Annotated in this window: 14 protein-coding genes; all 14 read left to right on the top strand. The window is 43.9% G+C overall.

All coding sequences use genetic code 11. The annotated features are described in order from the left end of the window. The first annotated feature begins 5 nt into the window (after nucleotides 1-5). The 14 genes from J4N44_RS14905 (at nucleotide 6) to rng (ending at nucleotide 14,258) form a co-directional block, all read left to right on the top strand. Nucleotides 6-1,229: a type II secretion system F family protein gene (locus J4N44_RS14905; protein ID WP_009700370.1), complete on the top strand. Its 1,224-nt coding sequence runs from the start codon at nucleotides 6-8 to the stop codon at nucleotides 1,227-1,229. Nucleotides 1,230-1,233: 4 nt separating this feature from the next. After that, a complete protein-coding gene (locus J4N44_RS14900) occupies nucleotides 1,234-1,695 on the top strand; it encodes an MSHA biogenesis protein MshF (RefSeq protein WP_252044604.1) in 462 nt (153 codons plus the stop codon). Nucleotides 1,696-1,985: 290 nt separating this feature from the next. Beyond that, the gene (locus tag J4N44_RS14895; RefSeq protein WP_017187904.1) at nucleotides 1,986-2,477 is read left to right on the top strand and encodes a type II secretion system protein; all 492 of its coding nucleotides are present in this window, start codon (nucleotides 1,986-1,988) and stop codon (nucleotides 2,475-2,477) included. A 68-nt stretch (nucleotides 2,478-2,545) separates the two neighbouring features. Further along, a complete protein-coding gene (locus J4N44_RS14890) occupies nucleotides 2,546-2,776 on the top strand; it encodes a type II secretion system protein (RefSeq protein ID WP_005432800.1) in 231 nt (76 codons plus the stop codon). A gap of 119 nt (nucleotides 2,777-2,895) precedes the next feature. Beyond that, a complete protein-coding gene (locus J4N44_RS14885; RefSeq protein ID WP_252044603.1) occupies nucleotides 2,896-3,444 on the top strand; it encodes a type II secretion system protein in 549 nt (182 codons plus the stop codon). Continuing rightward, a complete protein-coding gene (locus J4N44_RS14880; protein ID WP_252044602.1) occupies nucleotides 3,441-4,022 on the top strand; it encodes a type II secretion system protein in 582 nt (193 codons plus the stop codon). Before J4N44_RS14885 ends, J4N44_RS14880 begins: the two co-directional genes overlap by 4 nt. After that, nucleotides 4,022-4,735, top strand: coding sequence for a PilW family protein (locus J4N44_RS14875; protein ID WP_252044600.1), 714 nt, complete (start codon nucleotides 4,022-4,024; stop codon nucleotides 4,733-4,735). Before J4N44_RS14880 ends, J4N44_RS14875 begins: the two co-directional genes overlap by 1 nt. After that, complete coding sequence (locus J4N44_RS14870) at nucleotides 4,725-5,168, top strand: MSHA biogenesis protein MshP (RefSeq protein ID WP_045491890.1); 444 nt, start codon at nucleotides 4,725-4,727, stop codon at nucleotides 5,166-5,168. Before J4N44_RS14875 ends, J4N44_RS14870 begins: the two co-directional genes overlap by 11 nt. 8 nt (nucleotides 5,169-5,176) lie before the next feature. Further along, nucleotides 5,177-9,484, top strand: a complete 4,308-nt coding sequence (locus J4N44_RS14865) for a DUF6701 domain-containing protein (protein ID WP_252044599.1) — start codon at nucleotides 5,177-5,179, stop codon at nucleotides 9,482-9,484. A gap of 152 nt (nucleotides 9,485-9,636) precedes the next feature. Continuing rightward, on the top strand, nucleotides 9,637-10,680 hold the full coding sequence (locus tag J4N44_RS14860; RefSeq protein ID WP_005381144.1) for a rod shape-determining protein: 1,044 nt from the start codon (nucleotides 9,637-9,639) through the stop codon (nucleotides 10,678-10,680). A 147-nt stretch (nucleotides 10,681-10,827) separates the two neighbouring features. Next, nucleotides 10,828-11,718 (top strand): rod shape-determining protein MreC, encoded by an 891-nt coding sequence (mreC, locus tag J4N44_RS14855; RefSeq protein WP_005444357.1) that lies wholly within the window; start codon nucleotides 10,828-10,830, stop codon nucleotides 11,716-11,718. Continuing rightward, a complete protein-coding gene (gene mreD, locus J4N44_RS14850; protein WP_005444359.1) occupies nucleotides 11,708-12,196 on the top strand; it encodes a rod shape-determining protein MreD in 489 nt (162 codons plus the stop codon). Before mreC ends, mreD begins: the two co-directional genes overlap by 11 nt. Before the next feature lie 4 nt (nucleotides 12,197-12,200). Next, nucleotides 12,201-12,770 carry a Maf family protein gene (locus J4N44_RS14845; RefSeq protein ID WP_009703017.1) on the top strand — a complete coding sequence of 190 codons (570 nt, stop codon included), beginning with the start codon at nucleotides 12,201-12,203 and terminating at the stop codon, nucleotides 12,768-12,770. A gap of 18 nt (nucleotides 12,771-12,788) precedes the next feature. Next, nucleotides 12,789-14,258, top strand: a complete 1,470-nt coding sequence (gene rng / locus J4N44_RS14840; protein WP_005444363.1) for a ribonuclease G — start codon at nucleotides 12,789-12,791, stop codon at nucleotides 14,256-14,258.

Genomic DNA, 14,258 nt, shown 5'->3' with positions numbered 1-14,258 from the left:
AGTGAATGCCAACTTTTCGTTATCAAGGTCGCACTTTAGACGGCTCATCCACCAGTGGCAAAGTCGATGCTGTTAATTCTGAAGCTGCAGCGGAAGCATTGATGAATAAGGGGATCATTCCTCTTAACCTGCGTTTGGAAAAAGAAGCGGTAAAGAGCAAAGTTAGCCTGTCTAAATTGTTCGTACCGGCGATTCCGCTTGAAGTGATTATCCTGTTTTCTCGCCAGCTATTTAGTTTGACGAAGGCTGGTGTACCGCTGCTGCGTTCTATGCGTGGTCTGCTGCAAAACTGCGAAAACAAACAGCTCAAAGAAGCGCTTGAAGATGTGGTAGCGGAGCTGAGCAATGGTCGTGGCTTGTCCTCGGCAATGCAGCCACATTCCAAGGTATTCAGCCCGTTGTTTGTCTCTATGATCAACGTTGGTGAAAACACAGGTCGACTAGACCAAGCTTTATTGCAATTGGCGAATTACTACGAGCAAGAGCTGGAAACTCGTAAGCGAATTAAAGCAGCAATGCGTTACCCAACATTCGTTATTGTGTTCATCACTATAGCGATGTTTATTTTGAACATTCTGGTGATCCCAGAGTTTGCATCGATGTTTACCCGCTTTGGAGTGGATCTTCCTTTGCCGACCAGAATCCTGATTGCGACCTCTAACTTCTTTGTGAATTTTTGGGGGCTGCTCATTGCGGCAATCGTTGGGGCATTCTTTTTATTTAGAGCTTGGGTTGCAACCGCAGATGGTCGAGAGAAGTTCGATAAGTTCCGTCTACGATTGCCAATCGTGGGCGATATCGTAAACCGAGCACAGCTATCTCGTTTCTCAAGAACCTTTTCGTTGATGCTGAAATCCGGTGTACCTCTAAACCAGTCTTTAGCTCTGGCCGGTGAGGCGCTTGGCAACAAGTTCTTGGAAAACCGAATTTTAGAAATGAAGTCTGCTATTGAAGCGGGCAGTACCATTTCTGTCACGGCAATCAACAGTAAAATTTTTACGCCTTTGGTTATTCAAATGATAGCGGTTGGTGAAGAGACTGGTCGTATCGATGAGCTTCTCTTAGAAGTGTCGGACTTCTACGATCGAGAAGTGGATTACGACTTGAAGACACTGACCGCTCGAATTGAACCACTACTTTTGGTCATTGTGGCAGGCATGGTTATGGTGCTCGCACTGGGTATTTTCCTTCCAATGTGGGGGATGCTGGACATCATCAAAGGCGGCTAAACCAGTGGTTGAAAATCAGAGTCGCGCAACGCTTATCCTTGCAGGCGTTATTGGGTTAATTTTGCTGGTGGTGTTTGTGCACAGCCTCAAGCCAGTAGAACAGCAAGCGCAAGTCACCGGAGCCAAGCTTGCCAAGGTTTGGATGCAAGATAGTGTGCAACGTTATCATCAGGCGTGGATGGTTCATGGTGAGCCCAAACATATGTCGATGGATGGGTTTGAACTTGATATGACAGAAGCAGGTCTAGTGTCGCCATTTCGTCAAGACGGGGTTCTGGATTGTGGCTTTTGGTTAGCGGTGCATTACCCGCAACGTAAAATTATGGCGAGCGAGTTGTTAGAAATTCGTGGAGCAATTAAAAGTAATAGTTATACATGTCACTATACTTATGAAAATGGACAGAGAGTTGTCGTTATATCTGACGCTAATTACCTGAAAATAGACGTCGAAATGTCGGCGGAGTGAATTTTTTGACACTTAAGTACTATAAATAGGAATGAAAGTCGGTATAATGCAAACATTACCATAAGAAAAAGGTTGTAATTGAAAGTAAACCATTTGGTTATTCACTTTTTAGCGCAGCTTTTACTTAACAATGGCGAATCGTCATTCTGCTCAAGCGGTAGAGAAAGTACTCACCTAACTAATTTCGCTTAGTGTGTTGAGACGCAAAACCGTTTTGACAATATCCAAAATGGTCGTGTGACCGATAAACTTTGCAGTCACTCTGCATGCTTACATAGAGAGAGTAAACAATGAAAAGACAAGGTGGTTTCACCCTTATCGAATTGGTAGTGGTAATTGTAATCCTAGGTATTCTAGCGGTAACTGCAGCACCACGTTTCCTTAACCTGCAATCGGATGCTCGTGAATCTTCATTGCAAGGTCTAAAAGGTGCGATTGATGGTGCTTCGGGTATTGTTTTCGGTAAATCAGCAATTGATGGTATCGAAACTAAAGCTCCAGGAAGCGATGTTAAAGTTGAGGATGTTTTAGTTGGTTACGGTTACCCAGTAGCAGCAGATAACGGCCTTAACAATGCAGTAACTGGTCTGGATGAAGATTGGGCTTTAGCTTTAGAGGGTACGACTCCTAATAAACTTGTTGCTACGTTTATTAGTGGTGACCTTAAAAAAGGTTTAGGCAACACTGCAGCTAAGGTAAAAGCAGGTAACTGTTACGTGACTTATACTGAAGCAACTTCAGCAGCAGTTTCTACAACTGTTGTAACAGATACTGGTTGTTAATCGGTGTTATAAAGGCCAGCTAGTCTGGCCTTTATCTCCTTATTTTGATTAATCTCGGAATAGTTCATATGCGTAAATCATCGGGTCTTAGTGCAATCGAATTTGTAGTTGTGCTGATTATCTTAGGTGTGATCGGTTATGTGGTATTGCCAAGATTTATCAGCTTTGAACCAGAAACTTACGAAGCGAAGTGGGAGCAAACTAAGCAAACCGCTGAGCACGTTTCTGAAACCCTAAGCAATAAAGAAACCTACGATCGAATTGAAGAAGAATTGGAGCGCTCGAAAGGAGAGAAATAACTTATTGGTGGTTATTTGTACACTTGCTCACACTTCGAATTTAAAACTTATAAACCTATCATTATTCTCATAATTTCATCGTATACTTACTTCGCTTGTCTTAAGCCTAAGGTTGGGTTATGAAAATTCGCAGCTCTACATTAGGGTTTACCTTGATGGAATTGATCTTAGTGATCGTTCTCTTATCTATTCTCTCCCTATTTGCTGCCAGCCGTTTTATAGGCAAAGGCAGTGTGTCTGCATTTGCACTTCAAGAACAAGCCATTTCTGTGATTCGCCAAGTTCAAGTGAATCGCATGCAGTCGAATATCAATATCCCAAACAAGTCTTATCCTGAAAGATGTCTACCCAGTAGCTACAAAGTTGGAGAGGACTCTAGCTACACTAACTTTTGTCTATCGATTACGAGTACTTGTATAGGAGCCAGTGCAGCGTGCAATCTGGTTAGTAAGGAACGAGATGCTCGAAGCGATGTTGTTGTCGATAACTCAGCACAGTTTTCTATTATTAATGGTGCCTCTAGTCCCATTGAATTTGATCTATTGGGTAATCCTCTCAATGTTTCCTCTGCTGGTATTTCTATTCTTATTCAAGATAAAAACGGTCAAAGCCAGTGCCGAGTATTGATCAACCCTCAGGGTTATGTTTCGGAGGGAGCATGCTCATGAGAAAGCACATTGGTATGACGCTTATTGAGATGATCATTGCCATCGTTCTTATGGGGATTGCGATGGTAGCGTTTACGTCTTTTTTAGTTCCTCAAATTCGTGATTCAGCAATGCCTCATTACCAAATGCGTGCAGCAGCCTTAGGGCAGGGATTTATGTCGCAAATATTGGCGCGCGGCTTTGATGAAAACAGTGACTTCGATGGTGGTACTGTTCGATGTGGTGAGAATGGTGTGAATTGCACTGAGATGAGTAAATTAGGTGCTGATAGAAAACTCGACGGTTCTTTGGAGGCAACGCCTAATGATTTTAATGATGTAGATGACTATATCGGGTGTTGGAGTACGTCTACAACGGTAGGTCAGTGCCAAGGAGCGAAGCGTGGGAGTATTGCTGATGTATTAGGGAAGAGCGGTGAAGATAAATATCGCAATTTCCGTGTTGAGGTCGGAGTTGCGTACGACAACTTATCTACGGCAAAAACGACAGGCATCACTAACTATAAAAAAATCACTATTACTATTTTTGCAAGCAACACTCAGCCATTAACACTCACTGCCATAAGAGGGAACTACTGATGAAAGATCGTGGTTTTACCTTAATGGAAATGATCGTCACCATTGTGATCGGGAGTTTTATCATGCTGGGTATTGCGGGTTATGTTCAGCTTGGTATGAAAGGTTATGCGGATACAATTGACCGACAACGTATGCAAACTCAAGCCCAGTTTGTGTTGGAGAAAATGTCTCGAGAAATTCGCCATGCGGTACCGAATAGTTTTCATGAGCCTGATGACACGACGAAGTGTTTAGAGTTTGTACCTATTGAGTATTCAGGGTTCTACACACTGACAAATAACGACTTGGAGTTCTTATTGGGTAATGACGCCACGTTAAACCCAATGCCCGCTAACGCTTGGATGGTTATTAATCCGAGCCGTTATGAAGATCTGCAACCTTCTTCTTCACAAAGTTTAGATGTTGGTGGTCTAGCCAAAACTGGTGATGCCTTTGTTATTAGTGGGGCTGCCAGTACGATTGGGGGCTCTTCTATTTCGAGCCGTCATTACGTCTATCAAGATAAATCTGAAGTACGTTACTGCTTCGAAAACAATCAAATAACGCGCAATGGAATTACAGTCGCGGATAGTGTCGATACTTCTGTAAGTGATATGCACTATCTAGAGCCAACGCTGCAGCGTGGTGGTCTTGTACACATCAATTTAGAGTTCACTCAAAACGGGGAGCGTAGTGTTTACCAACAAGACGTGCAGGTGCTCAATGTTCCGTAGAAATGTCCAACAAGGTAGTGTTCTGATCGTCGTGTTGTTTGTCATCATTGTGATGGGATACTTAGCTGCTTCTTTGATGAGAGTAAGTTGGTCAAACCAAAGTACATTAACGAGAGAATTCTTAGGTACCAAAGCTTGGTTTATTGCTCAATCTGCCAATGAGTGGGCACTAACTCAGCTTTATCCATTAAACACAGATGGCTCCGTCATCGCTGATGTTTGCTCTAAGATTGAAAACGGTAATACATCTCCTCCTACACAGATTACACAAGGCTCGGGTTGCCGAATCAATACTATGACATGTTCAAATATCGGTACCTTTAATGCAGGTACCTCTGAAGCTGAATCTCTTTTCAGAGTGCAAGCCACAGCAATTTGTGGTTCCGGGGTTGCACAAGTACAGCGCCAACAAGAGATTTGGGTTAGGGAGTAAATAAAATAATGAAAAAAATAATATTAATCATAATTACAATGCTTGCTTGCCTGCTTAATGTTCCTGCTCAAGCTGCTACTTGTGATGTGTGGGGAAATAAAGACTTTACTGTAACCTTTAATGTGGTTGGCCCTGCATCAAATAGCTATGTGTATTTAGAGCACAGCGGGCATCATCCTCGCGAAGTTCTTTGGTATAACGGTTATAAATATTGGGGGGCTCGTTTTTATTTTTATGAGCCAAACTTATTAAAAGATCAGGTTTACAATATTCGTCTTGAGCACCAAGCAAATGGACGCTCAGGGACATTAAAATACTACCGTAAGTTTGCTGGGGAAAGTGACTGGCAACTAATTAGTACAATGAATAATGTTAACTTGAAAAATGGTAAGTTAAGTCTTTATGAACAAGGAAGCCCAAGTGAACTTGATTGCGATGGCGGTCTACCTGCTCCAATAGAACCTGAATTACCTAGCAATATTTGTCAATATTTCCCTGAGCCAATTCAGGGGATGAAAGGTTATTCAGCAAACACACTTAATGTGCCAAACAAGAGTGCGCGTGCATTAGGTTGGTCGGAAGACTACAAAAGCTTCTATACGGTCACAAATAAAGAAGACCTATTTTATTACTCGTCAAATGCTCAACAACCAAATAAAGCTCAATATATTCTTGCGGGTTTTGATAAGGCGAATATAAATGATGCTCGAGATAGATTATATCGTTCTCCAGTTTGTGGGAGTAATACTGGATGTGATGTTGGTAATAAGGATGGGCATATAGAAGCAAGAAAAGCTTCTGAACCTCTCGGCGTTCCTACAAATTTTGGATATAGTTCGTTAACTCTACGAGGGAATGATATTGAGTATCAATGCAGTCGAACAGGCTTGTGTAGCACAACTCGTTACAATATCGATGGTAAAAGTGGCATTGAAGTTCGAATAAAAAGTAATCTTGATAGCTTATGGGTTAGCCAATATAGTTCTCCTTCAGAGCAGGTAAAAGTAATTTTACCTGATGGAACTAATATTCGTAGTTTTAAGGCTGAGTCTGGCTCACGTGATGATTTACAAATTGTTATTCCTCAAAATTCGACAGTGACTTTTGGTAGTTGGGAGCACGTTGGTCACACAAAGTACTATTTTTATAACAACTCAAGGATTAATGTGAGTGGTAGCTCAGTTGTTTTCTCTAACCCTATTGATGTGACAACAAGCTACTATGCAACGATTTATGCACCAAATGCTACGGTGAACTTCCAAACCAGATCTGAAAAATTTTATGGGTTTATTCTAGCTGATACTGTTAATTTCAATAACCCGATAACAGTTTATGGCTCCGTTACTGCACGTCATCTTACGATGAAAAAGAGAGTTGTGATTCAGAAACCTGATTACTCTTGTCCGGTTGAGCCCCCAGTACAACAATGTAACTTACTTCCAATGGAAGACTTCAATGCTAATGATATTAGCAACTGGTCTGTTATTGGCTTTGGGCAAAGCATCAAACCTACGCCATCTGGTGGTCGATTCGTTTTAAACTCGTCTCAAAGAAATCAAGCAACAGCATCGGCATACAACTATCTATTCCCTTCGAAAGATAACTACCTTGAAGTGGAGTTTGACCACTATGCGCACTCCGGCTCTGGGGCTGATGGTGTGGCATTGGTTTTATCTGATGCTAATGTGCCGCCACAAACTGGGGCATTTGGTGGTCCACTTGGCTATGGCGTGAAACCTAACATACAAGGCTTTGCTGGCGGTTGGCTTGGGTTTGGTATCGATGAATACGGCAACTACTCAAGAGAAGGTAGCTTTGAGGATAGTCATTACCGACCAGGGTTTAAGCCAAATACAGTCGCAATTCGTGGTTCTGGGATTAAGAACGGGTCTGGGCAATGGATGGGAGGTTATCGCTATATTAAAGGTAACCACAATGTTGGTGACTTAGATAGACGCCGCGATCCTAATCATAGATACAAAGTTATCATTGATTCTAAACAACAAGGTAAAGTCTACATTACGATTCAGCGTAAGATCGGTAGTGCGAACTCTTGGACAACATTGATCTCCAAATTTGATGTTATGAGAGGTTTTGGGCAAACCACGCCTCCAGAAAATTTCCGCGTGTCGATTACCGCCTCGACTGGTGACATTACCAACGTACATGAAATGGATAACTTCCAAGTTTGTGCAGATAAATACCAGAAAATAACGGAAGGCATTCACCACTTCGAATTTGATTACGCTGGTACTGGCAGTATTTGTCAGGCGTCCGAGGTAACACTACGAGCATGTATGGATGCTTCTTGTTCGAAAACGTACCCATCTTCAGTATTGAGCTCGAACCCAGGAGCAACGGTTGATCCTGTGACGGTGTCCTTATTGCCACAATCGGATTCTCTCGTCGCATGGGAAGGGGGAGATCGTGTTACATTCTCTGACTCTGTTTCGTTGAAGCTACAAGCGCTCCAATCAGGCTCAGCAAAACTTGGAATTGCAAGTAGCTCGGTTCCACAGTTTGGCTTTGACGGAGCGAAGTGTCGTATCGCTGGTGGTCCGCTATCTGAGCAAAACTGTAATATCGCATTTAACTCTGCGGCGTTGGGTGTAACGGTTCCAGATAAGGTCGCTGGTAAGCCATTCTTCAATACCAAAGGACAGGCACAATATAGCAATCAACGTTCGCCTTATTTGGAGTTTTGTAGCTCACCAAGCCAACAGGGCGGTGACGGCGAAAATCGAGATGTTCAGTTATCCATTGAAAGAATCGAACCGACAAGCAATGCAGTATCAGTCCCCGCTTATGTCTCTTTCAAAAAGAGAGATGGTTCTTTCAGTAACGAGGTTACCGTTGGGACAAATACTGTTGAGGTTGCTGATGTCTACTTTAATAAGCAAGGTAAAGCTTACTTCAACTTAAAGTATCCAGAGGCAGGCAAAGTCGCGCTGAAGGCGAAAATAAAAGATGAAAAGGATTCGTTAGGACAGAATAGCTTTGTGAGTTTTCCAGCATATCTCAAATTGACGGTTGATGGTGGTCTGTGCGGTTCAGGCTCTTGTAGCCAGAAACTTGTTGCTGCTGGAGAAGAGTTCACAATGAAAGTGACGGCCTATCAATTTGGTGATGACAAGAAGCCAGCACAAAACTATCAACAATCAGGTTTAACGATTAGTCATAAAGTATCTTACCCGCAGTTTGATAGTGCGATTCCTGGCACTTTAGGGACGACCACATACGATCATATCAATCTAACTAATGGTACGGGGTCAGTGACGCAAACTGTGTCCGAAGTTGGTGCTTTTGACTTTACGATTACACCACCTGAAACGTATCTCGGCAGTAAAGCTTTCACCATTACGCCAGCAGAAGAAAATATTGGTCGTTTCTACCCTAAGTATTTCCGACTTGATGAAGCGAAAGGAAATCAATGGGCTTACCCGCATCAAGAAAACTTTGCTTATATGAAACAAGGCTTTGGCGTCGAGGAGTTTTATGTTGAGGCATTAAATGCGGATAAAGGCGCTTTAACAAACTACGCCTTCTTCTCTAGTGGCTTACAAGCAAAGTTTGGTTTGAAAGATACTAGCTCTTATCAGCCTCGTTTTATTTTGAACAAAACCTATACGGGGACTTGGGTGAATAATGGTGCTGCTTATGTCACTTCAAGAAGTCTAGGTAAGTTTACTGGTTCAACGACGGATGGGTTAGAGCTATTAAAAGGTTCTGGCTCAAGTTACCCAGATGGTCCGCTCAACTTTAACGAGAACGCGAAAGATACGGCGATATCAATCAAATCCGCGGATGATAATAAGGATCCAGTATCTATCGATGGTAGTGAGGGGTTATTGCCTACCCAACCTGATATCCGCTTTGGTCGTGTAGACCTAGATGATGTCGGTGGCAACCAAGGCTCGACGTTGAGAGTGCCATTACGAGTTGAATACTGGAATGGTAGCCGCTTTATTGCTAACCCAAATGACAGCCAAACCGATGTTACTGGTGTGAAGGCTAAACAAGAGCATATTTGGCCTAAAGGTGATAATGCGAAACCTAAGGATGTCACGTTAGGGGCTGGTGGAGAGGTCGCTTCTGGTCATTCTCGTTCTGTAACAGCAAAAGAAGCAGAGCCGTATCGCCAGCAAACTCGCGTATGGCTTAATCTTGAAGGAGGTGGCAATTCGCTCCCTTGGCTCAAATACGACTGGGATAAAGATGGCTCCGAAGAAAACCCATCATCGGTAGTCACGTTTGGTATTCATCGAGGCAATGACCGAGTGATTTATCGTGGTGAACCGGGCTTAACCGGACAATAACAAACTTCGGTTTCTTGCGTTAAGTAAGGAAACTGCAAGAAATTGAGGCTTTCTGCTCATGTTTGTGTACCAATGCCTTGCTGTGACAGCGAGGCATTGGTACATTTAGGACAATTTTTGTCTTCTAAATTTTTGCAGGATGAGCGAAGAATATGTTTAAAAAACTTCGTGGCATGTTTTCAAACGACCTATCTATCGATTTAGGTACTGCCAACACTCTAATTTACGTAAAGGGACAGGGTATTGTCCTTGATGAACCTTCTGTAGTTGCTATTCGTCAAGATCGTGTAGGTTCTGCAAAAAGCGTTGCTGCTGTAGGCCATGCGGCAAAACAGATGCTTGGTCGTACGCCAGGTAACATCTCAGCTATCCGTCCAATGAAAGATGGCGTTATCGCTGACTTCTACGTAACAGAAAAAATGCTTCAGCACTTCATTAAGCAAGTGCATGACAACAGCATCCTTAAACCAAGCCCACGTGTACTGGTTTGTGTTCCTTGTGGTTCTACTCAAGTTGAGCGTCGTGCGATTCGTGAATCTGCACTAGGTGCTGGTGCGCGCGAAGTTTACCTAATTGATGAGCCAATGGCGGCAGCAATCGGTGCAGGTCTGCGTGTCTCTGAGCCAACAGGTTCAATGGTGGTTGATATCGGTGGTGGTACAACTGAAGTTGCGGTTATCTCACTAAACGGTGTGGTTTACTCTTCTTCTGTACGTATTGGTGGTGACCGCTTTGATGAAGCTGTGATCAACTACGTACGTCGTAACTACGGCAGCTTGATCGGTGAAGCAACGGCTGAAAAGATCAAACACGAAATCGGTTCTGCTTACCCTGGTGATGAAGTTCAAGAGATCGAAGTTCGCGGTCGTAACCTAGCAGAAGGTGTGCCACGCAGCTTTAGCCTGAACTCAAACGAAATCCTAGAAGCATTACAAGAGCCACTGTCAGGCATCGTATCGGCAGTGATGGTTGCACTAGAGCAGTGTCCACCAGAGCTTGCGTCTGATATCTCTGAAAACGGTATGGTGTTAACAGGTGGTGGTGCACTACTGAAAGACCTAGACCGTCTACTAATGGAAGAAACTGGTATTCCAGTGGTTATCGCTGAAGATCCACTAACCTGTGTGGCTCGTGGCGGCGGTAAAGCACTAGAAATGATCGACATGCACGGTGGCGATCTATTCTCTGAAGAATAAAGTGCAGGGTGGAGTCCATATGGGCTTCACCTTCATTTCCGCTCTCTGTAATTTCAATCTGCTCCATACCTAGAATCTCTTCATGTCAGATTCTCAGGTTGCCAAGTAAGGCTCAATAATCATGGTAGCAATCAGGTTAAAAACAAGATGAAACCGATTTTTGGCAGAGGTCCATCTCTGCAATTGCGTCTGTTTTTTGCTGTCATCGTGTCGGCGAGCTTGATGCTGGCTGATAACCGTCTAGATACGTTTTCCAACGTCCGATACCTATTGAACAGTATGGTTGCGCCAATCCAATACGCAGCTAATTTGCCTCGTAGCATGTTCGATGGAATGTTCGAGAGTTTAAATACTCGTCAGGCACTGATTGAAGGCAATCGCAATTTGAAGCGCGAAGTGCTTCGCCTGAAGAGCGAGCTGATCTTGCTCGACCAGTATAAAGAAGAAAACCAACGCCTGCGTAAACTGCTCGGCTCTTCATTCGTCCGTGACGAGAAGAAAGTCGTCACAGAAGTGATGGCTGTGGACACGTCACCGTACCGCCACCAAGTGGTGATTGATAAAGGTCGTATTGATGGCGTTTACGTTGGTCAACCTGTTATCAACGAGAAAGGTATCGTTGGTCAGGTAACGTTTGTGGCCGCGCACAACGCACGTGTCTTGTTGTTAACAGATGCGAAAAACGCAATTCCAGTCCAAGTGATTCGTAACGATATTCGTGTTATCGCTTCCGGTAATGGTGAAGTGGATGAAATCCAACTAGAGCACATCCCAACCAGTACCGATATTCAAGTCGGCGATTTGCTGGTGACATCGGGTCTTGGGGGTATTTATCCAGAAGGCTACCCAGTCGCAACTGTTACGAATGTGGATCACGATACTCGCCAAGAATTCGCATCAATCAAAGCTGAACCTGTGGTTGAGTTTGATCGTCTGCGCTACTTGCTATTGATTTGGCCGAATGAAGACCGTCAACACAAAGTACTGCAGTCCAATGTAGAAGAAGGTTCAGAACAAGAGGTAACCGATGGCCAATAGTGTATTTAGAAGCCGAATGGTCATCGGCGTCAGCTTCTTCGTCGCGCTAGTCCTGCAAACTATTCCATGGCCAGGCGTTTTGGATTTACTACGTCCATCATGGCTGTTCCTCGTTACCTGTTATTGGGTGCTGGCACTACCGCATCGTGTCAACGTTGGTACCGCTCTGGTTTTAGGTTTGCTTTGGGATATTTTGATTGGCTCGACGCTCGGGATCCGAGGGATGATGATGTCGATCGTTATCTACTTAGTTGCGTTGAACTTCTTGGTGATTCGTAACATGGCATTGTGGCAACAATCGATTTTGATTGCCTTTTTTACCGTGCTACTGGAACTTCTTATATTCTGTGGGGAATATTTGAACCAGGACGTAGTATTTAATCCATTATCTCTGTGGACTGCGGCAATAAACTGTATACTTTGGCCATGGATGTTTTTATTAATGCGACGCGTCCGTCGCGCATGGCACGTAAGGTAGCGTTGTGAAAAAGGGCTTATCCCTCGTTCTCGCATCGGGTTCTCCGAGAAGAAAAGAGTTGCTTGCTCAACTAGGTTATGACTTTGATATTGTGCTTCCTGATATAGAGGAAGCCAAACAAGATCACGAGCAAGCAAAAGACTATGTTTTGCGTCTCTCTCTGGAAAAAGCTCAAGCAGGCTTAGCGATGGCTAAGCCTGATTCCGTTGTATTGGGCTCCGATACCGTGGTGGTGTGCGATAACCACGTATTAGAAAAACCAAAAAATTTCGAAGATTCAAAACGCATGCTCAGCGATTTATCGGGTCGTCAGCATCAAGTGATGACTGCGGTGAGCGTCGTATCAAAAGAACAACAACACTCAGTGGTCGTTATCACTGACGTGTGGTTCAAAACTCTGACTGAAGAAGAAATAGAACGATACTGGCAGTCAGGCGAACCATGCGATAAAGCTGGAAGTTATGGTATTCAAGGACTCGGTGGGCGTTTCGTCACCCGAATCGAAGGCAGTTATCACGCCGTAGTAGGCTTACCTTTGTTCGAAACCGATCAGCTAATTCAAGAATTTTTATAATTGTTTTGAGGTGTGCACATGAGTGCAGAATTGCTGCTTAACGTGACCCCGAGTGAAACTCGTGTGGCCATGATTGAAGGTGGAGTACTACAAGAAGTTCATATAGAACGAGAATCGCGCCGTGGCATTGTTGGCAATATTTATAAAGGCAAAGTGAGCCGAGTATTGCCGGGCATGCAAGCGGCGTTTGTCGATATTGGTTTAGATAAAGCGGCATTCTTGCACGCGTCAGATATTGTTCCGCATACTGAGTGTGTGGCGGAAAACGAAAAGCAACAATTTCAAGTTCGTGATATTTCTGAGTTGGTTCGCCAAGGTCAGGATATTGTTGTGCAGGTGGTTAAAGACCCACTAGGCACCAAGGGCGCTCGCCTGACGACTGATATTACCCTCCCATCACGTTATCTTGTCTTTATGCCTGGGGCTAGCCATGTTGGCGTTTCTCAGCGTATCGAAAGTGAAAGTGAACGTGAGCGTCTCAAGAAAGTGGTTAACCACTACTGCGACGAGCACGGTGGTTTTATTATTCGTACTGCGGCAGAGGGTGCAGACGAAAAAGAGCTCTCTCAAGATGCGGCATTTTTGAAGCGCTTATGGCAGAAAGTCATGGAGCGTCGCTCGAAGTACAAAACCCGTTCGACCTTGTACGGTGAGTTAGGCTTGGCACAACGCATCCTGCGTGATTTTGTTGGCACTGAGCTAGACAAGGTTATGGTTGACTCTCGTCTTGAATACGAGAACCTGAAAGAGTTTACGTCTGAGTATGTTCCTGAGCTGACTGATAAGCTTGAGTTGTACGAAGGGGATAAACCTATCTTCGATATGTACGACACAGAGAACGAAATTCAACGCTCTCTGGAACGTAAAGTTGAGCTTAAGTCAGGTGGCTACCTAATCATTGATCAAACTGAAGCAATGACAACGGTCGACATCAATACTGGCGCGTTTGTCGGTCGTCGTAATCTTGAAGAAACCATCTTCAACACTAATGTTGAAGCGACTCAAGCGATCGCTCGTCAGCTGCGTCTACGCAACTTAGGCGGCATTATCATTATCGACTTTATCGATATGGCGTCAGAAGAACATCGTAAGCGTGTACTAACTTCGTTGGAAACGGCGCTCTCAAAAGATCGAGTGAAGACCAACATTAATGGCTTTACTCAGCTAGGCTTAGTTGAGATGACTCGTAAGCGTACGCGCGAAAGTATTGAACATATCTTATGTTCTAGCTGTCCTACTTGTGAAGGTCGCGGTAGCGTGAAGACAGTAGAGACCGTGTGTTACGAGATCCTACGTGAAATTACCCGAGTGAACCGTGCTTATGATGCAGACAACTTTGTCGTATACGCGTCACCATACGTAGCGGAAACACTATTGGGTGATGAATCTCACGCACTGGCTGAACTCGAAGTATTTATTGGTAAGCAAGTTCGTATTCAAGCTGAACCCCTGTACATTCAGGAGCAGTTTGACGTCGTCATGATGTAA

This window comes from Vibrio sp. SCSIO 43155, assembly GCF_023716605.1.
Classification (GTDB): Bacteria; Pseudomonadota; Gammaproteobacteria; order Enterobacterales; family Vibrionaceae; genus Vibrio; species Vibrio harveyi.
Note: the sequence above shows the minus strand (reverse complement) of the source record. Positions and strands in the feature narration are given on the sequence as shown.

Coding starts and splice junctions, on each gene's coding strand:
- J4N44_RS14870 (WP_045491890.1), top strand. CDS start 4,725: ATGTTCCGTAGAAATGTCCAACAAGGTAGTGTTCTGATCGTCGTGTTG.
- mreD (WP_005444359.1), top strand. CDS start 11,708: ATGGCCAATAGTGTATTTAGAAGCCGAATGGTCATCGGCGTCAGCTTC.
- J4N44_RS14885 (WP_252044603.1), top strand. CDS start 2,896: ATGAAAATTCGCAGCTCTACATTAGGGTTTACCTTGATGGAATTGATC.
- J4N44_RS14880 (WP_252044602.1), top strand. CDS start 3,441: ATGAGAAAGCACATTGGTATGACGCTTATTGAGATGATCATTGCCATC.
- J4N44_RS14865 (WP_252044599.1), top strand. CDS start 5,177: ATGAAAAAAATAATATTAATCATAATTACAATGCTTGCTTGCCTGCTT.
- J4N44_RS14905 (WP_009700370.1), top strand. CDS start 6: ATGCCAACTTTTCGTTATCAAGGTCGCACTTTAGACGGCTCATCCACC.
- rng (WP_005444363.1), top strand. CDS start 12,789: ATGAGTGCAGAATTGCTGCTTAACGTGACCCCGAGTGAAACTCGTGTG.
- mreC (WP_005444357.1), top strand. CDS start 10,828: ATGAAACCGATTTTTGGCAGAGGTCCATCTCTGCAATTGCGTCTGTTT.
- J4N44_RS14860 (WP_005381144.1), top strand. CDS start 9,637: ATGTTTAAAAAACTTCGTGGCATGTTTTCAAACGACCTATCTATCGAT.
- J4N44_RS14895 (WP_017187904.1), top strand. CDS start 1,986: ATGAAAAGACAAGGTGGTTTCACCCTTATCGAATTGGTAGTGGTAATT.
- J4N44_RS14890 (WP_005432800.1), top strand. CDS start 2,546: ATGCGTAAATCATCGGGTCTTAGTGCAATCGAATTTGTAGTTGTGCTG.
- J4N44_RS14875 (WP_252044600.1), top strand. CDS start 4,022: ATGAAAGATCGTGGTTTTACCTTAATGGAAATGATCGTCACCATTGTG.